The organism is Duganella alba (assembly GCF_009674495.1).
GTDB lineage: Bacteria > Pseudomonadota > Gammaproteobacteria > Burkholderiales > Burkholderiaceae_D > Rugamonas > Rugamonas alba.
Genome location: NZ_WKJN01000013.1, coordinates 112380 through 133815, shown reverse-complemented (window position 1 = coordinate 133815; position 21436 = coordinate 112380). Strand labels below are relative to the sequence as shown.

The 21436-nt window shown below is 64.4% G+C and carries 17 protein-coding genes; 13 read left to right on the top strand and 4 right to left on the bottom strand.

Translation table 11 applies throughout. The features are described from left to right. Nucleotides 1-194 precede the first annotated feature (194 nt). Both GJ695_RS15110 and GJ695_RS15105 read left to right on the top strand, forming a co-directional pair. The gene (locus GJ695_RS15110) at nucleotides 195-1865 is read left to right on the top strand and encodes a putative bifunctional diguanylate cyclase/phosphodiesterase (RefSeq protein WP_154366058.1); all 1671 of its coding nucleotides are present in this window, start codon (nucleotides 195-197) and stop codon (nucleotides 1863-1865) included. Then, a complete protein-coding gene (locus GJ695_RS15105) occupies nucleotides 1862-3358 on the top strand; it encodes an HDOD domain-containing protein (protein WP_154356752.1) in 1497 nt (498 codons plus the stop codon). Before GJ695_RS15110 ends, GJ695_RS15105 begins: the two co-directional genes overlap by 4 nt. On the opposite strand, the gene GJ695_RS15100 is transcribed toward GJ695_RS15105, so the two are convergent. Next, entirely contained in the window at nucleotides 3355-4506 is a 1152-nt protein-coding gene (locus GJ695_RS15100) for an MFS transporter (RefSeq protein WP_166455233.1), read from the bottom strand. The two genes, GJ695_RS15105 and GJ695_RS15100, sit on opposite strands and share 4 nt — an antisense overlap. Continuing rightward, nucleotides 4507-5604, bottom strand: a complete 1098-nt coding sequence (gene aroC, locus GJ695_RS15095; protein ID WP_154366056.1) for a chorismate synthase — start codon at nucleotides 5602-5604, stop codon at nucleotides 4507-4509. Between the two features lie 251 nt (nucleotides 5605-5855). Here aroC and GJ695_RS15090 point away from each other — a divergent pair, with 251 nt between their 5' ends. Then, nucleotides 5856-8117: a putative bifunctional diguanylate cyclase/phosphodiesterase gene (locus GJ695_RS15090; RefSeq protein ID WP_154366054.1), complete on the top strand. Its 2262-nt coding sequence runs from the start codon at nucleotides 5856-5858 to the stop codon at nucleotides 8115-8117. A 93-nt stretch (nucleotides 8118-8210) separates the two neighbouring features. Here GJ695_RS15090 and GJ695_RS15085 read toward each other — a convergent pair whose 3' ends face one another. Further along, the gene (locus GJ695_RS15085) at nucleotides 8211-8663 is read right to left on the bottom strand and encodes a CBS domain-containing protein (protein ID WP_154356757.1); all 453 of its coding nucleotides are present in this window, start codon (nucleotides 8661-8663) and stop codon (nucleotides 8211-8213) included. Nucleotides 8664-8829: 166 nt separating this feature from the next. Between GJ695_RS15085 and GJ695_RS15080 the strand changes: the two genes are divergently transcribed. Continuing rightward, complete coding sequence (locus GJ695_RS15080; RefSeq protein WP_154366052.1) at nucleotides 8830-9537, top strand: alpha/beta fold hydrolase; 708 nt, start codon at nucleotides 8830-8832, stop codon at nucleotides 9535-9537. On the opposite strand, the gene GJ695_RS15075 is transcribed toward GJ695_RS15080, so the two are convergent. Continuing rightward, nucleotides 9521-10897: a YihY family inner membrane protein gene (locus tag GJ695_RS15075; RefSeq protein WP_154366049.1), complete on the bottom strand. Its 1377-nt coding sequence runs from the start codon at nucleotides 10895-10897 to the stop codon at nucleotides 9521-9523. The genes GJ695_RS15080 and GJ695_RS15075 overlap by 17 nt on opposite strands. 64 nt (nucleotides 10898-10961) lie before the next feature. Between GJ695_RS15075 and wrbA the strand changes: the two genes are divergently transcribed. The 9 genes from wrbA to GJ695_RS15030 all read left to right on the top strand — a co-directional run bounded on the left by wrbA (nucleotide 10962) and on the right by GJ695_RS15030 (nucleotide 21385). Continuing rightward, nucleotides 10962-11567, top strand: coding sequence for an NAD(P)H:quinone oxidoreductase (gene wrbA / locus GJ695_RS15070; RefSeq protein ID WP_154366047.1), 606 nt, complete (start codon nucleotides 10962-10964; stop codon nucleotides 11565-11567). 5 nt (nucleotides 11568-11572) lie between these two features. Then, nucleotides 11573-11980, top strand: coding sequence for a DUF2069 domain-containing protein (locus tag GJ695_RS15065; protein ID WP_154366046.1), 408 nt, complete (start codon nucleotides 11573-11575; stop codon nucleotides 11978-11980). After that, on the top strand, nucleotides 11977-13383 hold the full coding sequence (locus GJ695_RS15060; protein WP_154366044.1) for an FAD-binding oxidoreductase: 1407 nt from the start codon (nucleotides 11977-11979) through the stop codon (nucleotides 13381-13383). The genes GJ695_RS15065 and GJ695_RS15060 overlap by 4 nt, the downstream gene beginning before the upstream one ends. Nucleotides 13384-13394: 11 nt before the next feature. Then, the gene (locus tag GJ695_RS15055) at nucleotides 13395-13826 is read left to right on the top strand and encodes a DUF4124 domain-containing protein (protein WP_154366042.1); all 432 of its coding nucleotides are present in this window, start codon (nucleotides 13395-13397) and stop codon (nucleotides 13824-13826) included. Between the two features lie 80 nt (nucleotides 13827-13906). Beyond that, the gene (locus GJ695_RS15050) at nucleotides 13907-16459 is read left to right on the top strand and encodes an FtsX-like permease family protein (RefSeq protein ID WP_154366117.1); all 2553 of its coding nucleotides are present in this window, start codon (nucleotides 13907-13909) and stop codon (nucleotides 16457-16459) included. Further along, entirely contained in the window at nucleotides 16459-17532 is a 1074-nt protein-coding gene (locus tag GJ695_RS15045) for a lipocalin-like domain-containing protein (protein WP_154366040.1), read from the top strand. Before GJ695_RS15050 ends, GJ695_RS15045 begins: the two co-directional genes overlap by 1 nt. 62 nt (nucleotides 17533-17594) lie before the next feature. Beyond that, a complete protein-coding gene (locus GJ695_RS15040) occupies nucleotides 17595-19430 on the top strand; it encodes an ABC transporter transmembrane domain-containing protein (protein ID WP_154366038.1) in 1836 nt (611 codons plus the stop codon). A gap of 66 nt (nucleotides 19431-19496) precedes the next feature. Further along, nucleotides 19497-20267 (top strand): sterol desaturase family protein, encoded by a 771-nt coding sequence (locus GJ695_RS15035; RefSeq protein WP_154366036.1) that lies wholly within the window; start codon nucleotides 19497-19499, stop codon nucleotides 20265-20267. 32 nt (nucleotides 20268-20299) lie between these two features. Further along, on the top strand, nucleotides 20300-21385 hold the full coding sequence (locus tag GJ695_RS15030; protein WP_154366034.1) for a threonine aldolase family protein: 1086 nt from the start codon (nucleotides 20300-20302) through the stop codon (nucleotides 21383-21385). The last annotated feature ends 51 nt before the right edge of the window (nucleotides 21386-21436 follow it).

The window sequence follows — 21436 nt, the reverse complement described above, 5'->3', positions numbered from 1 at the left end:
ATCTCAAGCGTTTTCTGCAAAAGTCGCTGAGATGTTGTCTTTTTTCATGTAATTTCACTGGCATCAGTGATACATTGCGTTCTGGTTTTGCAAGATCCGAGCCACCAGATTGTTACGTGCATAAATTGAAAGAATAGATTTTCGCGATGCCAACCAGTGTTCTGCCCCAGCCGCGTCATGAATTGGATAACCTCATGGAAGAGGCTGGCGATGTTGTTTTCCGTTTGAATCCGCTCGGCCAGCTGCTGTTTGCCAGCCAACGCGCCACCGCCCGCATTGGCGGCGCCGCGCTGGAAGGGACGGCATTGGCCAATCTGCTGGCCGATGCCGACCATGCCCAGCTGGCGCCGGTGCTGGCCGCCGTGCTGGAGACGCGCGCGCCGCGCCTGCTCGAAGCGCGCCTGAAAACGCCCGACATCGAAATCTGGCACGAACTGCGCATCTCCTGCTATGCCAACGCCGACGGCACGCCCGAGCTGCTGGTGGTCGGCCGCGACATGACGGTGCAGCACGCCACCGAAGAACGCCTGCGCCACATGGCCACGCACGACGCTTTGACGGAACTGCCAAACCGGCTGCTGCTGGCGGACCGCATGCGCATGGTGATCGCCAACGCGCGCCGTTCCGGCCAGGGCTTCTCGGTGGCCACCATCGGCCTGGACGGCTTCAAGAAAGTCAACGACGGCCTCGGCCATCCGGTCGGCGACGCGCTGCTGCGCACCGCCGCCCAGCGCCTGCGCAAGACCCTGCGCGACAGCGACACCCTGGCGCGCGTCGGCGGCGACGAGTTCGTCGCCATCCTGCCGGGCACCGCGACCGAAGCGCAGATCAAGCTGGTGACCGGCCGCCTGATCGCCACGCTGCAATCGCCGTTTGAAATCGAATCGCACACCATTTATGTCGGCGCCTCGGTCGGCGTCTCGGTCTACCCGCAGCACGGCGAGGACGACATCCGCCTGCTGGCGCTGGCCGACGCCGCCATGTCGCGCGCCAAGGAAACCGGCAAGGCGCGCGCGGTGGTCTACAGCAGCGCGCTGGCCGGTCCGCAGCAACACGACATCTCGCTCGAAGCGGCGATGTTCCAGGCCGTGCGCGAAGGCGAATTCCTGCTGTATTATCAGCCGATCGTCGACGCCCACACGCGCGAGATCCAGGGCTTCGAGACGCTGATGCGCTGGAAGCATCCGACGCTGGGCATGGTGCCGCCGGCGCGCTTCATCCCGATCGCCGAAACCAATGGCCTGATCAATCTGCTGGGCGCCTGGGCGCTGAAGGCGGCCTGCGTGCAGCTCAAGCAGTTCGAAGAGGTGGCCAAGCGCAGCCTTTATATCTCTGTTAATATCAGCCCCCGACAGTTCCGCAACGATAAATTCTTGGATGTGCTGGATGATGCGATCGCCTTTTCCGGCCTGCTTGGTGAGCAATTGGTACTAGAAATCACAGAAGGCACACTGATGATCGACCCGGTCCACGCCGAGTCCATCCTGTCCAAAATGGCCGAACGCAAGGCGCGCATCGCGATTGACGATTTCGGCACCGGCTATTCCTCCCTCGCTTACCTCAAGCGCTTCCCGATCTCGGTCCTGAAAATCGACCGCACCTTCATCCGCGACCTGCCCGGTTCGCAGAAGGATGGCGCGATCTGCAACGCCGTACTGGACCTGGCCAAGCACCTCGACTTGTCGGTGGTGGCGGAAGGCGTGGAAACCGAAGAACAGATGCAGTATCTCGAAGAACGCGGCTGCCAGTACATCCAGGGCTACCTGACCGGCAAGCCGATGGCGGCCAACGTGGCGCTGGCGGCGCTGAAGGAAAGCATCCACGCCAAGATGGTGCCGGCGGAACTGCGGCAGGTGACCCAATGATCAACAGCTACAAGGCGGCCACCGCGCTGGGCAACAAGACGCTGACGGAACTGGGCGACTGCACGCGCCGGCGCGGCGACATGCCGGGCTTCGCCAAGGCCATCACCGCCATCCTCGGCGCCATGCGCGGCGAAGACGAGCAGGAATTCAACATGACGCGCACCGTGCTCTCCGATCCGGTGCTGACGCAGAAGGTGCTGCGGCTGGCCAACAGCGGCATGTACTCGGCCTTCGGCCAGCATGTGAACACGGTGTCGAAAGCGGTGCTGGTGCTGGGCACCGAGGCGATCGGCCATCTGGCGCTGGGCCTGAAGCTGATCGAGGAACTGGCCGCCACATCGAACGACACCACCATCGCCCACGTGGAAATGGAAAAGGCCGTGCTGGCCGGACTGGTGGCGCAGCAGATCGCCTACACCGCCGAAAGCCGCCACGGCGAGGAAGCCGTGGTGTGCTCGATGCTGCACACGCTGGGTCGCATGATGCTGACCTATTACATGCCGGAGCGCTGGCACGAGCTGCAGCGCCTGGCCGACCAGACCTCGCGCACGGTGGAGGAAGCGGCGCCGGAGCTGCTGGGTCTCAGCCTGGAAGAAGTCGGCCATGCCGCCGCCATGCACTGGGGCTTGCCGAAGGCGCTGCTGAACGGCATGCGCACGCTGGCGCCGGCCGAACCGGGCGCAGAGATTTCGGAGTCCGACTGGATCGCCGCGCTGTCGACCATGGCGGCGCGCTGCGCCGAATCTCTGTGGCATGACGACGCCGAGGGCGCCGAAAAAGTCAAGCAGCTGACCGAGAGCTATTCCGCCATGCTGGGAGTGGAGCCGTCGAACCTGGCGCACGCCATCGAGCAGGCCAAGGTGATCGCCGCCAACGACCTGTCGATCGCGCCGTTGTCGCGCCCCGCCGAGCGCCGCGCCAAGGCGCTGGCCAAGACGCGCCAGCGCGCGGCCGGCAACAAGATCCTGCTCAGCGGCCTGTCCGACATGCGCGACGTGCTCGATACGGCCAGTCCCGGCCAGATGGTGCAGATCGCGCTGGAGACCGTGTACAAGGGCCTGGACTTTTCGCGGGCGGTGGCGTTTGTCCGCAACCGCAAGGACAACAAGTACGCGGCCAAGATCAGCTTCGGCGAAGGCACGCGCGAGCTGCTGCCGTCGATGGCGTTCGACGACGCCTACGAACCGAATGTGTTCCATGCGGCCCTGAACAGCGACCGCGTGATCTTCATCGAGAACGCGCACGACGCCAAATTTTCGGCCAAGCTGCCGCTGTGGTGGCGCAGTTCGCTGGCCGAGGCACGCAGCTTTGTGATCCTGCCGCTGTCGGCCAACGGCCAGCCGGCTGGTTTCCTGTATGGCGACTGGGACGAATCGTTCCCGCCGATCCAGTTGAGCCAGACCGAGTTTTCGCTGCTGAACGACATGCGGGCGATGGTGGTGCGCGCGGTTGAGCGCCGTCACGGCGTGACGCCGGAAGCCGTGGCCCGTTAATGGCCGTCGTTGCGCTGCCAGCGGAACGATAAGGTTGCCGCTACGGCGGACAAGGACACCAGCGCCGCCGCCACGAAATACACCGACTCCGCGCCCGCCCGCTCCCACCACTGCGCCAGGAACAAGCCGCCTAGCGAGCCGCCGATGCCGTATGAGATGCTCATGTACAGCGCCTGTCCGCGCGCCTGCAACGGCCCGGAGAACCAGCGCTGCAGCGACATCACCGACGACGAATGGTGCAGCGCGAAGGTCGCCGCATGCATCAGTTGCGCCACGATCAGCAGCCAAAGTTGATGCGAGCCAGCGCCGATCATCAGGAAGCGCACCACGGCCACGCCCAGCGCCAGATACATCATGCGCATCGCGCCCCAGCGCCTGAACAGCGGCGCCTGAAAATAAAACAGCATCACCTCGGCCAGCACGCCCAGCGACCACATGGCGCCGATCACGGTCTTGCTGTAGCCGCTGCGTTCCAGGTACAGCGAATAAAAGGTATACAGCGAAGCGTGCGCCGCCACCATCAGCGCGGTGGAGGCAAAGAAGGCGATCACCTCGCGCCGGCGCAGCAGCGACAGCAAAGGCGGCGGCGGATCGCGGTGCGTGCGGCGCGGCACATCATGCAGCCGGAACGCCGCCAGGATGGTCGCCACCAGCAACCCGGCCGCCACCCAAGGCAGCGTCACGATGCCGTAATGCTCCAGCGCCAGCGACGCCAGCGACACCGACACAATGAAACCGATCGACCCCCACATGCGAATCCGGCCATAGTAGGTCAGATCGCCCTTCATCTCGGACAGCATCAGCGCTTCGCAGATCGGCGCCTGACCGCTGGTGAACAGATTGAGGATCACCATCGCCAGCATGAAGTGGCCGAAGGTGGCGCCGAAGAAGAAGCCGGAGAAGCCCGCCAGCGCCGCAAAGCCGGCCACGCGCAGCACCAGCACGCGGCGGTCGTAATGATCGGCGACATAGCCCCAGACATTCGGACCGACGATGCGCAACACCTGGATCATCGACATCAGCACGCCGATCTGCGCGACCGTCATGCCCTTATCGGCAAAGAACAGCGTCGCGTAGGTGCTCCACGTGCCGGCGTGTGCGTAGTAGCAGAAGAGGAATAAGGCGAAGCTGAAAGCCTGCGCCGGCACTTACAGTTCGATGTTGGGAGTGGATACCTTGACGTCACCGCACTGCGCGCGGTGCATCAGCGCATGATCGATCAGCACCAGCGCCAGCATCGCCTCGGCGATCGGCGTGGCGCGGATGCCCACGCACGGATCGTGGCGGCCGAAGGTCTCGACCATCACCGGATTGCCATCCTTGTCGATCGAAGGACGCGGCGTGCGGATCGACGACGTCGGCTTGATGGCGATCGACACCGTGATGTCCTGGCCAGTCGAAATGCCGCCCAACACGCCGCCGGCGTTGTTGCCGACGAAGCCCTGCGGCGTCAGCGGATCGCCGTGTTCAGTGCCCTTCTGTTCCACCGACTTGAAACCGGCGCCGATCTCCACGCCCTTGACGGCGTTAATGCCCATCATGGCGTAAGCGATATCGGCATCCAGCTTGTCGTAGATCGGCTGGCCCAGGCCCACTGGAATATTCTGCGCCACGACGTCGATGCGCGCGCCAATGGAATCGCCGGCCTTGCGCAGGTCGTCCATGTACGCTTCCATGCGTTCGATGACGGCGGCGTCGCCGGTGGCCGCAAAGAACGGATTGTCCGGCACGTGCGACCAGTCCTGGAACGGCACGGCGATCTCGCCCAGCTGGCTCATGCAGCCCTTGAATACGGTGCCGTACTGCTGGTGCAGCCACTTCTTGGCAATGGCGGCAGCGCCGACCACCGGCGCCGTCAGGCGGGCCGACGAACGGCCGCCGCCGCGCGGATCGCGGACGCCGTATTTGTGCCAGTAGGTGTAGTCTGCATGACCAGGACGGAAGCTTTCGGCGATGTTGCCGTAATCCTTGCTGCGCTGGTCCTCATTGCGAATCAGCAACGCGATCGGCGTGCCGGTGGTCACACCCTGGTACACGCCCGACAAAATCTCCACCGTATCCGACTCCTGGCGCTGCGTCACGTGACGCGAGGTGCCCGGCTTGCGGCGATCCAGTTCCGGCTGAATGTCGGCTTCGGACAACGGCAAACCTGGTGGGCAACCATCGATCACACAACCAATCGCGGGACCGTGCGACTCACCAAAAGTAGTTACAGAGAACAATTTGCCAAAAGTATTACCGGACATAGGAAAAGAATCTTCGGAAAAATGGGGAAAGTCCCTCATTCTACCAGCCGACGCCGCGCGACGGGCCGCCTCCATAATAATTTCCACAAGGCAAGTTTCGCTTGGTAAAATATCATTCTTTTGATACAAGTATGGTGCAACTTGCACATCGGTGCACAAGCGACGGCGGAAAGCGCCGGAAAACCGCATTCTTTTTGACAATTCGCTATATACTTGAACGCAAGAACACCGAGTACTTGGAGAAGCTACACATGCCCCCACCGGTCACACCCCTTGAGCAATCCAAGGATGATCAAGACGATTTGGTATTCTTAGAAGAGCATCCGGCCGCGCCTGTTTCGACGGGCGCCCGCAATGTCTGGCGGGTCATGATTATCGACGACGACGAAGACGTCCACTCGACCACGACCTTTGCGCTCGGCAACCTCGACATGCAGCACCGTCCGCTGGAGTTCGTGCACGCCTATTCGGCCGGCCAGGCGCGCGAATTGCTCAAGCACGAGCCGGAAATCGCCGTCATCCTGCTGGATGTGGTGATGGAACAGGACGATGCCGGCCTGCATCTGGTGCGCTATATCCGCGAAACGCTGAAGCTGCACGACGTGCGCATCATCCTGCGCACCGGCCAGCCCGGCTATGCGCCGGAAATCGACGCCATCCGCGATTTCGACATCAACGATTACAAGACCAAGTCCGAGCTGACCCGCATCAAGCTGTTTACCACGGTGACGGCGGCGATCCGCTCCTACGAGCAGATCCGCAAGATCAACGACAGCCGGCGCGGCCTGAACCAGATCGTCCACGCCAGCACCCAGCTGATGACCCTGCACGGCGTACAGAATTTCGCCGCCGGCGTGCTGTCGCAGATCGGCGACCTGCTGGGCTGCGAGGCCAACGGCGTGCTGTGCGTGCAGGAATGCCCGGACGACGGCTGCCACGAGCTGATGGTGATGGCCACCGCCGGCACCTTCCGCCACCTGAGCAATATCACGCTGACGGTGCGCGAGGACCAGCGCATCCACGAGGCGCTGGAACTGGCGCTGGCGCAGCGCCGCAACGTCTACGGCCCGGATTTCATCACGCTGTATTTCGCCGGCAAGGCCAGCCGCGACTTCGTTGCTTTCCTGGAAGTAAAAAAAGCGCCGACCGAGATCGACGAACGGCTGCTGGAAGTGTTCTGCAGCAACGTCGCAGTCGGCCTGGACAACGTTGAACTGGTCACGCACCTGCATAACGCCGCGTTCTACGACCAGCTGTCCAAGCTGCCGAACCGCACACGGCTGGTGGAAATCCTCGACGCCACCATCGCCGGTCCGGCGCGCGACGACGCCACGCTGTCGCTGGTCGACCTCGACCACTTTGCCGAAACCAACGACGCCCTCGGCCACCAGTTCGGCGACATGCTGCTGATCGCCGTCGCCGGCCGCCTGCAGACCGAGCTGGGCGACCGCGTCACGGTGGCCCGCATCGGCGGCGACATCTTCTGCGTGCTGGGCGATTCGACGCAGGTCAATCCGGGCAATATCCTGGCGCTGTTCCAGCGCGCCTTCAGCATCGACGGCCAGGACGTGCAGCTGTCCGCCACGCTCGGCCTGGTGCGCCTGAACGAGCACGAAGGCAGCGGCGCCGATGCGCTGAAGGACGCCGACATCGCGCTAAAACGCGCCAAGTCGCAGCAGCGCGCCGGCCACTTCTACTTCTCGCGCTCGATGGGCGTGGAGATCCGCGAACGGGTGCGCATGATGCACGCGCTGCGCACGGCCTTCGGCCAGAACCAGTTGTTCGTGGTGTACCAGCCACAGATCGACCTGGCCACGCGGCGCCCGGTCGGCGCCGAGGCGCTGCTGCGCTGGCAGACGCCGGACGGCAAGTTCATCTCGCCGGACCGCTTCATCCCGATCGCCGAGTATTCCGGCCTGATTATCGACCTGGGTGAATGGGTGATGCGCACCGCCTGCCGCGAGCTGGTCGACCTGCGCAAGGCCGGCCACCATGATTTCATGATGTCGATCAACGTCTCGCAGGTACAGTTCCGCCATCCGCTGTTCCTCGACATGCTGAAACGCGCGCTGGAAGACACCGGGGCGCCGCCGCAGCACATCGAGCTGGAAATCACGGAATCGATGGCCATGGAAGAGCCGGATTTGCTGATCAAGATGCTGGGGCAGATAAAGCAGACCGGCGTCAGCATCGCCATCGACGATTTCGGCACCGGTTTCTCGTCGCTGTCGTATCTGCAGCGCCTGCAGATCGACCGCCTGAAGATCGACCGCGCCTTTGTCACGGAGATTACCGGGTCGGCGCGCGGCAGCAGCATCGCGGAAATGGTGATCCAGCTGGGCCGCAACCTGGGCCTGGCGGTGATTGCGGAAGGGGTGGAAGACGAGCGCCAGGCACAGATCCTGCAATCGCTGGGCTGCCCGCTGGCGCAGGGCTTCCTGTTTGCCCGGCCGATGACCGCCACCGCCCTGACCGGCTGGTTGAGCAACGACGCCCTGGAGGGCGCCGCCTGATAAGAACCGGGGTCAGTGCCGACATTCGGACACGGGCCCAGCCGCTCACGGCTGGGCCCGTGTCCGAATGTCGGCACTGACCCCGGTTTGGGTTTAGTCGGCGGCTTCGGCCTCGGCCGGCCAGTCGCGGATGTAGGCCTTCAGCATGCGGTTCTCGAAGCTTTGCGCTTCCAGCACCGCGCGCGCCACGTCGTAGAACGAAATCACGCCGAGAATGGTCTTGGCGTTCATCACCGGCAGATAGCGCGCGTGCTTTTCCAGCATGATGCGGCGCACCTCATTGACCTCGGTGTCCGGCGTGACCGTGATCGGCGCGTCGTCCATGTGCTTGCGCACCGTGCCGGCGCCCACCGTGCCCTGGTTGTCGTGCAGCGCACGCAGCACCTCGCGGAAGGTCAGCATGCCCACCAGATCGCCAAATTCCATGACGACCAGCGAACCGATGTCTTTCTCGGCCATGGTGTTGGCGGCATCCGCCAGGGGTTGATCGGGGGAGATGGTGTAAAGGATGGAACCTTTAACCTGCAGAATTTCGGAGACTTTCATGGTGGCCGTCCTGTTCGCTGATATGCGCTCTGTGAATGGGAGTTCTAGTTTTTCTTAGCCTTGTCCGAATGTAGCCTATGCCCGGTAAAAAAGCCAGCGCTTCGGATAAGCAAAACATAACATTATTGTCTTACTGTAGGATAGCTGCAAAAAACAGGAGACAGACATGCCCAGGCCTACAGTGGTTTTCATCCACGGCGCGCTGAACGACCACTCGGTATGGTCGACGCAGCGCCACTACCTTGCGCAGCACGACCACCCGGTGCTCGCACTCGACCTGCCGGGACACGGCGCCACGCCGGGGCCGGCCCTCGACACCATTGCCGCCATGGCCGACTGGCTGCTGGCGACGCTGGACGCGGCCGGAATCGCGCAGGCGGCGCTGGTCGGCCACAGCATGGGATCACTGATCGCGCTGGAGGCGGCCGCCAAGGCGCCGCAGCGCGTCTCGCACCTGGCGCTGCTGGGCTGCATATTCCCGATGAAGGTGGCCGATGCGCTGCTGGATACCGCCCGCAACGACGAAATGCGCGCCATCGACATGGTCACCAAGTGGTCGCACACGCCCGGCCATGCGGACACCGAGACGCTGCGCCAGCTGATGCGGCGCATGGCGGGCGCGAATCTGCTGTACACCGACCTCGCCGCCTGCAACGCCTACGATCACGGCGAAGCGGCCGCGCAAACGGTGCGCTGCCCCGCCCTGTTCATCTTCGGCGCGGCCGACGTCATGACGCCGCCGAAGGCCGCGCGCCTGCTCACCGCCGCCATGCCGCATGCCGAAACCGCCACACTGGAAGCCGGCCACGCGATGATGGCCGAGCAGCCGGACGCCGTCAGCGAGGCGCTGGCCGCGTTTATCGGCAGTCGATAGGGCCGAAGTGGTCGGCCAGTGTCTTGCCCAGGCCCGCTTCAACGGCGGTTTCCACCTCGCGCGCCAGCGAGGCGGCTTCGCGGGCCGCCTGCAGGTCGAGTTCATCGTCACCGTCGGCCACCACGCCGGCGTTGACCGGCATGCCGGCAAACACAAACAGGCGGTAGACGTCGGCCAGCGTCAATTTTTCCGGATTGGCGAGGATGACCCAGTTGTCGACGCCATCGCTCACCCGCTTGCCCCACTGGACGCGCGGCGGCGCGGCCACCGGCACCCGTCCGACCCAGCCTTCCGCCACCATGCGTTCCAGCAGCGTGTCCATTTCATCGAAGCCCAGGCGCGTGCGCTCGCGGATCTGCACCGCGCTGACCAGGGCCGTATCGCCACATTTGGAGGCCACGTGCAGCACGCGCAGGATCGCCATGGCGTCGACAAACTCACCGCCCGGCTGCGCCTCGTGCCACCAGCGCTCGTACTTCACCACCGGCAGCGCGGCCGTCAGCAAGGCGCCGAACAGGGTGATCATCCACGACACATAAATCCATAACAGGAACAGCGGCAAGGCCGCCAGTGCGCCATAAATCTTGGAATACGTCGGAAACTGTGTAATGAACACCGCGAAACCGCGCTTGGCCACCTCGAACGCCACCCCGGCCACCAGGCCGCCCCAGGCCGCGTCATGCCAGTCGACGTCGCGGTTCGGCACCACCACGTACAGCAGCGTGAAGGTGGCCATGCTCAGCGCCAGCGACACCGCCGTGTAAATCAGCGCACCGAGGACAGGCACCTGGCTCATCAGGTCGGTGGTCGCCATGAACACCTGCGACGACAACGTCAGCGACACGCCGATCAGCAGCGGCCCGAGCGTAATCAGCGCCCAGTAGACCAGGATGCGCCGCGTCCACGCGCGCTGGCCGCGCACCTGCCAGATACGGTTGAACACCCGCTCGATCAGGTTCATCATCGCGATCGAGGTGAAGATCAGCGCCACGGCGCCCACCGCCGACAGCCGCGTGGCCTTGGAGGCGAACATCGTCAGGTAATTGAGGATGGTGCTGGAAATCGTCTTCGGCATCACGCTTTGCACGAAGTACGCCTCCAGCGAACTGCGGAAGGTGTTAAACATCGGGAAGGTGGTGAAGATCGCCAGCGCGATCGTCAGCAGCGGCACCAGCGCAAACACGGTGGTGAAGGTCAGGCTGCCGGCCACCTGCGGCAAACTCTCCTCGCGCAGCCGGCGGCGCGCGAACAAAATCAGGTCGCGCACCTCGGGCCAGGACAGCGAACGCACGGTCTTGATGCCGCCACGGCAGGTGCGGAACAGGTACAGATAAAAAGGACGGATATATTTTTGGTACATGGGCGCTATCGTATTACAACAGTGGCAATGATGCCATCCGCTAAAGCGCCCTATAATACCGCTGATGAACCATCCTAATCTGACTATTCTTGTACTGTTTTACTCCCGCCATGGCGCAACCCGCAAATTGGCGGAGCTGATCGCCCAGGGTATCGAGAGCGTACCTGGCTGCGACGCGCGCCTGCGCACGGTGCCGGCGGTGTCCACCGTAGCCGAAGCCACCGAGCCGGACGTGCCGGCCGACGGCGCGCCCTACGTGGAGCTGGACGACCTGACCGAATGCGCCGGCATCGCGGTCGGCTCGCCGACCCGCTTCGGCAATATGGCCTCGGCCATGAAATATTTTTGGGACGGCACCGCCAGCCAATGGCTGTCCGGCGCGCTGGCGGGCAAGCCGGCCTGCGTGTTCACCTCGACCGGCAGCCTGCACGGCGGCCAGGAGTCGACGCTGTTGTCGATGATGATCCCGCTGTTCCATCACGGTCTGATGGTGCTCGGCCTGCCGTACACCAATCCCGAACTGATGACCACCTCCAGCGGCGGCACGCCCTACGGCGCCAGCCACTGGTCCGGCCTCGATGGCAAAAAGGTCATCACCGAAGACGAGAAACGCCTGGCCATCGCATTGGGCAAGCGCCTGGCCGAAACAGCAGTCAAACTTAACGGATAGACGCCATGGAAACCACAATGCAAAAGTATTTTCACTGGGGCGCGATCGGCAGCCTGGTGGCGTTGATAGTCTTGTGTGTGTTGTGGGAGATGGTGCTGGCGCCGCTGAAGCCGGGCGGTTCGTGGCTGGTGCTGAAGGCCGCGCCGCTGCTGCTGCCGCTGTACGGCGTCTGGAAGCGCGATATCTACACGCTGCAGTGGACCTCGATGATGATCCTGCTGTACTTCACCGAAGGCGTGGTGCGCGGCTGGAGCGACACCGGCGGTCTGTCCTCGGCGCTGGCCTGGGGCGAGGCGGCGGTGGTCTGCATCTACTTTGTCTGCGCCTTGCTGTATCTGCGTCCGTACAAGCGCGCGGCGCGCAAGCTGGCCAAGGAGCTGCTGGATAAGGTAAAGGTCAACACGGTCAAATGATGGAATTCCTCACGCAATGCCGCGGCATCGTCGGCGATGCCTACGTGCTCGATGCGCCAGCCGACATGGCGCCCTTCCTCACCGATTGGCGCGGCCGCTTTACCGGCAAGGCGCTGGCCGTGCTGCGCCCCGGCTCGGTGGAGCAAGTGGCGGCGCTGGTGCGCGCCTGCGCCGAACATCGTGTCGCGCTGGTGCCGCAAGGTGGTAATACGGGACTGGTGCTCGGCAGCGTGCCGGATGCCAGCGGCGCGCAAGTGGTACTGTCGCTGGTGCGCCTGAACAGCATCCGCCAGGTCGATCCAGTCAACCGCACCATGACGGTGGATGCGGGCTGCATTCTTCAGCAAATCCAGGAGGCGGCTGCGGCCGAGGGCTGTTTGTTCCCGCTGTCGCTGGCGGCGGAAGGCAGCTGCACCATCGGCGGCAACCTGTCCACCAACGCCGGCGGCACGGCGGTTCTGCGCTACGGAAACACGCGTGAACTGTGCCTGGGACTGGAAGTGGTCACGCCGCAGGGCGAGATCTGGAGCGGCTTGCGCGGTCTGCGCAAGGACAATACCGGCTACGACTTGCGCGATCTGTTCATCGGCGCGGAGGGCACGCTGGGCATCATCACCGGCGCGGTGCTCAAGCTGTATCCGCAGCCGAAAGCCAGCATCACCGCGCTGGCGGCGCTGCCCTCGCCCGCCGACGCGCTGCAATTGCTGGTGCTGATGCAGGACCATTGCGGTTCCAGCCTGACCGGCTTCGAGCTGATGTCGCGCTATTGCCTGGCGCTGGTGGCTGAACAGTTCCCGCAACTGCCCAAGCCTTTCGCCGAACCGCATCCGCAATATGTGCTGCTGGAACTGAGCAGCAGCGAGTCGGAGCAGCATGCGGTCGGCCTGCTGGAACATGCGATCGGCGCGGCGCTGGAGCGCGGCGTGATCAATGATGCGGTGGTGGCGACGTCGGTGGCGCAATCGGCCGGTCTGTGGCAGTTGCGCGAGCACATTCCGCTGGCGCAGGCCAAGGCCGGCAAGAACATCAAGCATGATATTTCGCTGCCGGTGTCGCGGATTGCGGATTTCATCGCCGTCACCGGGCCGCGGCTGGAGACGGCTTTTCCGGGCTGCCAGCTGGTGTGCTTCGGTCACCTGGGCGACGGCAACCTGCATTACAACGTGGCGCCGCCGGTCGGCATCTCCAACGAGGACTTCCTGGACAATCAGGACAAGGTCAATCGCGTGGTGCATGACAGCGTGGTGTCGTTCGGCGGCTCGATTTCCGCCGAACACGGCATCGGCGCGTTGAAGCGCGGCGAGCTGGCGCACTACAAATCGGCGGTAGAACTGAATATGATGCGAGCCATCAAAGCGGCATTGGATCCACTCGGTATCATGAATCCCGGGAAAATCCTTTGACCGAGGCTGAAATGAAACTGCTGATTGTTGTCGTGATGTGGGCGGTCACGCTGGCTGCTTACGCGCAAACCGTCTACAAATGTACTGTGGATGGCAAGGTCAGTTACAGCGATACGCCGTGTCCTGCGGGCGCCAATGCGGCGATGCTGGAGGCGCCGTCTGCGCCGCCGCGCGATCCTGCCGCAGCCGGCGCCCTGCGTCGCCAGCAGAAACAGGCCGACACGCTGGAGAAAGCCCGGCTCAAACGCGAGGAGCGCGAAGAACGCGACGCCGCGCGCGCCTCGCAGGCTGCCGCCGTCCAGCGCAAGAAGTGCGACAAGCTCAAACTGAACAAGCGCTGGGCCGACGAAGACGCCCGCCGCGCCACCGGCCAGGCCACCGAAGCCGCACGCCTGCGCGCGCGCCGCGCCGGCGAGACCATGGCGCTGGAGTGTCCGCACTGATGTCCGATCACAACCAGCCTGACGCTAACTCGCCTGCCGGCGCCGCAAGCAGCGCGGTGCCCGACGCGCCAGCGGCATCGATGCGCCGGCTGTCACGCTGGCTGCTGCTTGGCGAATGGCGCGCCCATCCTGTGCGGGCTTTGGTGGCGATTGCCGCCATCGCGGTCGGCATCTCGCTCGGCTTCGCCATCCACCTGATCAACGCCGCCGCCTTCAACGAATTCTCGGCCGCCGTCAAAGGTCTGTCCGGCGTCGCCGACATTCAGGTGCGCGGCACCGAACCATTCTTCGACGAAGCGATCTACCCGCATCTGGCGCAGCGCGACGGCGTGGTGGTCGCCTCGCCCGTGCTGGAATTTGAAGCCTCCGTCCCCGGCCAACGCACCGCCCTCAAGATCATCGGCACCGACGCCTTCCGCGCCGGCTACATCACGCCGGACCTGATCGGCGTGCCGGCCAACGACGACATCAACGCCACACTGGCCGACGACACGCTGTTCCTCTCGCCCGCCGCCCAGCAATGGCTGCAACCAGCCGACGGCTTGGTCACCCTACAAGTCGGCACCGGCCAACTGAAACTGCGCGTCGCTGGCTCACTGCCTGGCGCGCGCGCCGGCCAGCGCATCGCCGTAATGGACATCGGCGCCGCGCAATGGCGTTTCGAGAAACTCGGTCAACTGTCGCGCATCGACCTCAAACTGCGCGATGGCATGAACCGCGAAGTCTTCAAAGCCCAGCTGGAAAAAGACCTGCAAAGCCGATACCCAGGCCGCTTCCGCATCAACCAGCCCAACGACGAAGAACAGAACAGCAGCAACGAAGGCATGAGCCGCGCCTACCGCGTCAACCTGACCGTACTGGCGCTGGTGGCGCTGTTCACCGGCGCCTTCCTCGTATTCTCCACGCAGGCGCTGTCTGTCATCCGCCGCCGCAGCCAGTTTGCGCTGCTGCGCGTGCTGGGCCTCGACCGCCATCGCCTGCTGCGCCAGATTCTGATCGAAGGCCTGTGCCTCGGCATCGCCGGTTCCGCCATCGGCATCGCCGCCGGCTACGGACTGGCCGCCGCCGCACTGCACTTCATGGGCGCCGACCTCGGCGCGGGATTCTTCTCCGGCGTGCGTCCGCAAGTGCATTTCACGCCGCTGGCCGCCGCCATCTACTTCGCATTGGGCGTGGCGGTCGCCCTGCTGGGCTGCGCCGCACCAGCGCTGGACGCCGCCCGCGCCAAGCCGGCGGTCGCACTTAAATCCGGAACCGAGGAAGCTGCCATGTCGCGCCTGTCGCGCGCCTGGCCTTCGCTGGTGTGCATGGCGCTGGCCGCACTGCTGTCGCAGGCGCCGCCAATATTCGAACTGCCGCTGTTCGGCTACCTGTCCATCGCCCTGCTGCTGATCGGCGCCATCGGCCTGATGCCGCGTCTGGCCGCCATCGTGTTCCGCCTCGCTTTCCGGCAATGGAGCGCAGCCACCGCCGACAAGCCGGGCGCTTCGGCGGTCGTCACGCTGACGCTGTCCCGCCTCGCCAACGCCTCCAGCCAGGCCGGCATTGCGCTCGGTGGCGTGCTGTCGAGCTTCAGCCTGATGGTCGCCATGGCCATCATGGTCACCAGCTTCCGCGTGTCGCTGGACGACTGGCTGCTGCACATCCTGCCGGCCGATATCTACGTCAGCACCGCCAGCGGCGGCGCCACGGCCGGCTTGCAGCCTTCCGAACAGGCGATGCTGGCGGCATTGCCCGGCGTCGCTACCGCAGATTTCCTGCGCACGCGCTCGATCTCGCTGGCCTCCGGCAGGCCGCCGGTCACCCTCATGGCGCGCAACGTGGACGCGGCCAATCCTTCGCGCACGCTGGCCATCGTCGGCGAGACGCAAACTCCCGCCGCCGGCTCACCACCGCCGGTCTGGGTATCCGAAGCCATGGTTGATTTATACGGCATGAAGGTTGGCCAGCGCATCGAACTGCCGCTGGCCGGCGCCCTGCACGCCTTCCAGGTGGCCGGCGTGTGGCGCGACTACGCACGCCCCACCGGCACCATCCAGATGCGGCTGAGCGACTACCGCGCCATCACCGGCGAACAGCAAGCCAGCGCCGTGGCACTGACGCTCAAGCCGGATGCAAAACCGGAAAACACACTGGCCGCATTGAAAAAACTGCCGTTCGCGGCGGCGCTGGACGCCAGCGAACCCTCGCAAATCCGCGCCATGAGCATGAAGATCTTCGACCGCAGCTTCGCCATCACCTACCTGCTGGAGGCGATCGCCATCGTCATCGGCCTGTTCGGCGTGGCCGCCACCTTTTCCGCGCAGACGCTGGCGCGCGCCAAGGAATTCGGCATGTTGCGCCACGTCGGCGTCACCCGCCGCCAGGTGCTGTCGATCCTGGCGATCGAAGGCGGCTCGCTGACGGCGCTCGGCATCGTCACCGGCTTTGTGCTCGGATGGGTGATCAGTTTGATATTGGTATTCGTCGTCAACCCGCAATCCTTCCACTGGACCATGCAGCTGCACATGCCATGGCCGCTGCTCGCCAGTGTCGCCGGCCTGCTGCTGGCCGCCGCCGCGCTCACCGCGCTGCTGGCCGGCCGCCAGTCGCTGTCCGGCGGACCGATACGCGCTGTCCGGGAGGACTGGTAATGCTTGTTCGTTTGTTTACAATCCTGCTCGCGCTGCTGCTGTCCACGCCAGCACGCGCCGCCGCGCCGCAGTTCCCGCCCGTGGTGCCGGGCGCCACCCTGTCCTTCCCAAAAGACTACGGCGCCCATCCCGACTACAAGACCGAATGGTGGTACGTCACCGGCTGGCTCAATACGCCGGACGGCAAGCCGCTCGGCTTCCAGGTCACGTTCTTCCGCAGCGCCAGCACACACGATCGCGCCAATCCCAGCCAGTTCGCGCCCAAGCAGCTGATCATCGGTCACGCCGCGCTGTCCGATCCGGCCAACGGCAAGCTGCTGCACGACCAGCGCAGCGCGCGCGAAGGCTTCGGCCTGTCCTACGCCAGAACCGGCGACACCAACGTCAAGCTGGAAGACTGGCACATGGTGCGCGGCGCCGACGGCAGCTATAGCGTCCACGTCGACGGCCCGGAATTCAAATACGACCTGAAACTGGCGCCCTCCCAGCCGGATCTGCTGCAAGGCGACCATGGCTACTCCCGCAAGGGACCGCGCCCGGCGCAGAGCAGCTATTACTACAGCCAGCCGCACTTGCAGGTCAGCGGCAGTATCACCCGCGTTGGCAAGCAGACAAGCGTCACCGGCGCCGCCTGGCTGGACCACGAATGGTCCAGCGAAGCCTTGGACGCCGAGGCCACTGGCTGGGACTGGATCGGCGCCAACCTGGCCGACGGCGGTGCATTGATGGCTTTCGAGGTCAGAAGCAAGACAGGTGCTAAACTATGGGCGCACGCGACATGGCGCGATGCATCCGGTAAGATCACGCAGTTCACGCCGGACCAGGTCAGCTTTGCTCCGCAGCGACGGTGGCGTTCGCCCCGCACCGATGCCGAGTATCCTGTCGCGACCCGCCTCACCACCGGCAGCATGGTGTGGGACGTGGTGCCGCTGCAGGACGACCAGGAACTGGATTCGCGCCGGTCCACTGGCGCGGTGTACTGGGAAGGTGCGGTCACGCTGAACCGTGACGGCAAGCCGGTGGGCCGCGCCTATCTGGAAATGACAGGTTATGTCCGCGCCATGAAACTGTAGGCACAATATTTGAGTAGTACCAAACGTCACCACAAGTACATTTACGTAACCGCAGCCACACGATGACCAATAGCACCACCGCCAGCACGCCCTCCGCCGCTGCACCGAACGCATCCCGTGAACTCAAAAAAGGCAGCCTCGCCACCTTGCGAGGGCTTGTGCCTTTCCTGGCGCCGTACAAGCGCCAGTTCGCCATGGCCGGTGTGGCGCTGGTGGTGGCCGCCGCGTCCACGCTGGCGATTCCCGCAGCCTTCAAGCAGATGATCGACCTGGGCTTCGGCGGATCGGGCACGCGCAGCATCCAGCACGTGGACCTGGTGTTTCTGGCGCTGTTCGGCCTCGCCACCATCCTGGCGCTGGCGACGGCGGCGCGCTTCTACACCGTGTCGTGGCTCGGCGAGCGCGTCACCGCCGACATCCGCAGCGCGGTCTACCAACACGTCGTCACGCAAAGTCCGGAATTCTTCGAGACCACGCAGACCGGCGAAGTGCTGTCCCGCATCACAACCGACACCACGCTGATCCAGTCGGTGGTCGGCACCAGCATCTCGATGGCGCTGCGTAATGTGCTGCTGTTCATCGGCGGCCTGGTGATGCTGTTCGTGACCAGCCCCAAACTGTCGGCCATCATCATCGGCCTGCTGATCCTGACCGTGCTGCCGATCGTGATGTTCGGACGCCGCGTGCGCACGCTGTCGCGCGATTCGCAGGACCGCGTGGCCGACGCTTCCGCCATGGCCGGCGAAATTCTCAACGCCATGCCGACCGTGCAGGCCTTCACGCATGAAAAGATCGAATCGCAGCGCTTCGGCGGCTCGGTGGAAGGCGCGTTCCAGACCGCGATGCGCCGCATTCGCGCGCGCGCCCTGCTGACCATGCTGGCGATTGTGCTGGTGTTCGGCGCCATCGTGTTCGTGCTGTGGCTCGGCGCGCACGCCGTGCTGTCGGGCGACATGACCGGCGGCGATCTCGGCCAGTTCATCCTGTATGCCTCCATCGTGGCCGGCGCCATTGGCGCATTGTCCGAAGTGATGGGCGAGGCGCAGCGCGCCGCCGGCGCCACCGAGCGCCTGCTGGAGCTGATGTCGGTGAAATCGAAGATTCAGTCGCCAGCCACGCCGCTGGCGCTGCCGCCGCGCGCCGCCAATGGCGCCGCCCTGTCGCTGAACGATGTGATCTTCTCCTATCCATCGCGTCCGGAAACCAACTCGCTGGATCACGTGTCGCTGGACATCAAGCCTGGTGAAACCGTCGCCGTGGTCGGCCCTTCGGGCGCCGGCAAGACCACGCTGTTCCAGCTGTTCCTGCGCTTCTACGACCCGCAGCGCGGCAGCATCAAGCTCGATGGCGTCGACATCACCCAGCTCGATCTGCACACACTGCGCGACGCCATTGGCATCGTGCCGCAGGATACGGTGATCTTCTCGGCCAACGCCATGGAAAACATCCGCTACGGCCGCGCCGGCGCCAGCGACGAGGAAGTGATCGCCGCCGCCAAGCTGGCCGCCGCCCACGAATTCATCGAGCGCCTGCCGCAAGGCTACCAGTCCTTCCTGGGCGAGCGCGGCGTGCGCCTGTCGGGCGGTCAGCGTCAGCGTATCGCCATCGCCCGCGCGCTGCTGAAAAATCCGCCGCTGCTGCTGCTGGACGAAGCCACCAGCGCGCTGGACGCGGAATCGGAGCGTCTGGTGCAAAAAGCACTGGAAGCGGCGATGGTCGGCCGCACCACCGTCATCATCGCTCACCGCCTGGCGACCGTGCAGCGCGCCGACCGCATCATCGTCATGGAAGACGGCAAGATCGTCGAAACCGGCACGCACGCGTCGCTGGTGGCGCTGGGCGGCATCTACGCCAACCTGGCGGCGCTGCAGTTCCACAACGTCCACGTGACGCATTAATCATTTTATAAGCACAGGCAGTACCCGCCGACTCTATGATGGCGTCTCCGACCCAAGGGAGACGCCATGCTGCACCACCTGCTGCCAAGAATCCTGTTCAATCTCCAGCGCACCGTAATGTATTACGTGGTGATTGCGGGCCTGTTCTTCGCGTTGTGGCTATGGTGGCGCGCCCGTCCCGGCAAGCGCCTGCCACTACAGGCGAAGCATGCGCCGGCAGCGCAGATGCGGCGCGAGCTGTTCACCTCCATCGGCAGCGTCATCGTCTTCTCAAGTTATCTGCCGATCCTGTTTTTCCTCGGCTTTGGCGAATACACGCAGTTCTACCCGCATATTGAAGACCACGGATGGCCGTACTTTTTCATCAGCATCCTGCTGGCGATGGTGATCCAGGATACCTATTTCTACTGGACGCACCGGCTGATGCACCATCGTCGGCTGTTTCGCTGGTTTCACCGTACACACCACCGCTCGACCAACACCAATCCCTGGTCCACGTATTCGGTCAATCCGCTGGAGGCCATTGTTGATAGCGGCGCCGGCGTGCTGATTCTGCTGATCCTGCCCATCACCAGCTGGGCGATCCTTGCCTTCTCGGTCATCAACACGGTGTACGCTGTCTACACCCACCTGGGCTATGAGCTGTATCCACGCGCGCTGTCGGGCCACTGGCTGGGCCGCTGGATCAATACCTCCACAGCGCATAACATCCACCACGCCAGGGCGCGCTATAACTTCAGCTGGTATTTCCTGTTCTGGGATCGCATGATGGGCACCCTGTCGCCCGACTACGAAGCGCACTACCGCAAGGCCGGTTTCCGCGCTCGCAAGGAGTGAAGTGGTAACATTCTGCCTTTCAGGAGAAGGTTTTGACCGACGCAGAATTAAAACTTAGCTGCCGTACGCACCTGCCGGGCCATCGCACCGCCACGCCCGCTGAACTGTTTACGGCCATGGGCGACTGGTGCGAAGCGCACAGCGTGACGCACGATGTCTACGGCAATGGCGCGCTGATACAGGATTTCGAGCAGAAAGTCGCGCGCCTGCTGGGTTTTGAGGCGGCGGTATTCTGCATCACCGGCACCATGACGCAGGCGACCGCGCTGCGCATCGCCTGCGCGGAGCGCGGCAGCAAGCTGGTGGCGCTGCATCCGACGTCGCACATCCTGAAACATGAACGCGGCAACCATCAGCTGTTCGACCATTTCCAGGCGCTGCAGATCGGCGATCCGCATCGCCCATGGACGCTGGACGAGCTGAAAGCCATTCCGGACCAACTGGGCGCGGCCACGCTGGAACTGCCGGCGCGCGAGATCGGCGGCCAGTGCCCTAGCTGGGACGAACTGGCGGCCATCAAGGCGCACTGCCGCGAACAAGGCATCCACCTGCACATGGACGGCGCGCGCCTGTGGGAAACGGCGGCGGCCTACGCGCGGCCGGTGAACGACATCGCGGCAGGCTTCGACAGCGTCTACGTCTCGCTGTACAAAGGCATCGGCGGGATGGCCGGTGCGATGCTGGCCGGTAGCGCGGCGTTCGTCGCCAAGGCGCAGGAGTGGTATCGCCGCCAGGGCGGCAACGTCTATCAGCGCACGCCGTATGTGGTGGCCGCGGCCATGCAGTTCGACACGCGGCTGGCGGCAATGCCGGCCTACTTCAAGCGCACGCAGTGGCTGTATGAAGTGCTGCGCGACTATCCGCTACTGACGCCCAATCCCGCCGCGCCGCACGCCAATATGCTGCACATCCACCTGCCGGTGGGCCGCGAACGCGCGCTGGAGATCCGCAGCCGCATCGCCGAGGAACACGGCGTGTGGCTGTTCAACGGCGCCAGTCATGCGGCGCTGCCGGATCGCAGTTCCGTGGAACTGTACATCGGCGACAACCTGCTCAACCTGCCGGACCAGCGCGTGCGCGACATCCTGACCTTGTGGTCGGACGCGCTGGCCAACTAATTCCGCATGCGCCGGGCAAACCGGCTACACTGCGCCCCTTTTGTCTGACTG

Bases quoted from the DNA above. Each gene is read 5' to 3' on its own strand.
- GJ695_RS15040 (WP_154366038.1), top strand. From the start codon at position 17,595: ATGACCAATAGCACCACCGCCAGCACGCCCTCCGCCGCTGCACCGAAC.
- GJ695_RS15065 (WP_154366046.1), top strand. From the start codon at position 11,573: ATGGAAACCACAATGCAAAAGTATTTTCACTGGGGCGCGATCGGCAGC.
- GJ695_RS15105 (WP_154356752.1), top strand. From the start codon at position 1,862: ATGATCAACAGCTACAAGGCGGCCACCGCGCTGGGCAACAAGACGCTG.
- GJ695_RS15045 (WP_154366040.1), top strand. From the start codon at position 16,459: ATGCTTGTTCGTTTGTTTACAATCCTGCTCGCGCTGCTGCTGTCCACG.
- GJ695_RS15080 (WP_154366052.1), top strand. From the start codon at position 8,830: ATGCCCAGGCCTACAGTGGTTTTCATCCACGGCGCGCTGAACGACCAC.
- GJ695_RS15085 (WP_154356757.1), bottom strand. From the start codon at position 8,663: ATGAAAGTCTCCGAAATTCTGCAGGTTAAAGGTTCCATCCTTTACACC.
- GJ695_RS15060 (WP_154366044.1), top strand. From the start codon at position 11,977: ATGATGGAATTCCTCACGCAATGCCGCGGCATCGTCGGCGATGCCTAC.
- GJ695_RS15035 (WP_154366036.1), top strand. From the start codon at position 19,497: ATGCTGCACCACCTGCTGCCAAGAATCCTGTTCAATCTCCAGCGCACC.
- GJ695_RS15110 (WP_154366058.1), top strand. From the start codon at position 195: ATGGAAGAGGCTGGCGATGTTGTTTTCCGTTTGAATCCGCTCGGCCAG.
- GJ695_RS15055 (WP_154366042.1), top strand. From the start codon at position 13,395: ATGAAACTGCTGATTGTTGTCGTGATGTGGGCGGTCACGCTGGCTGCT.
- GJ695_RS15090 (WP_154366054.1), top strand. From the start codon at position 5,856: ATGCCCCCACCGGTCACACCCCTTGAGCAATCCAAGGATGATCAAGAC.
- aroC (WP_154366056.1), bottom strand. From the start codon at position 5,604: ATGTCCGGTAATACTTTTGGCAAATTGTTCTCTGTAACTACTTTTGGT.
- wrbA (WP_154366047.1), top strand. From the start codon at position 10,962: ATGAACCATCCTAATCTGACTATTCTTGTACTGTTTTACTCCCGCCAT.
- GJ695_RS15075 (WP_154366049.1), bottom strand. From the start codon at position 10,897: ATGTACCAAAAATATATCCGTCCTTTTTATCTGTACCTGTTCCGCACC.
- GJ695_RS15050 (WP_154366117.1), top strand. From the start codon at position 13,907: ATGCGCCGGCTGTCACGCTGGCTGCTGCTTGGCGAATGGCGCGCCCAT.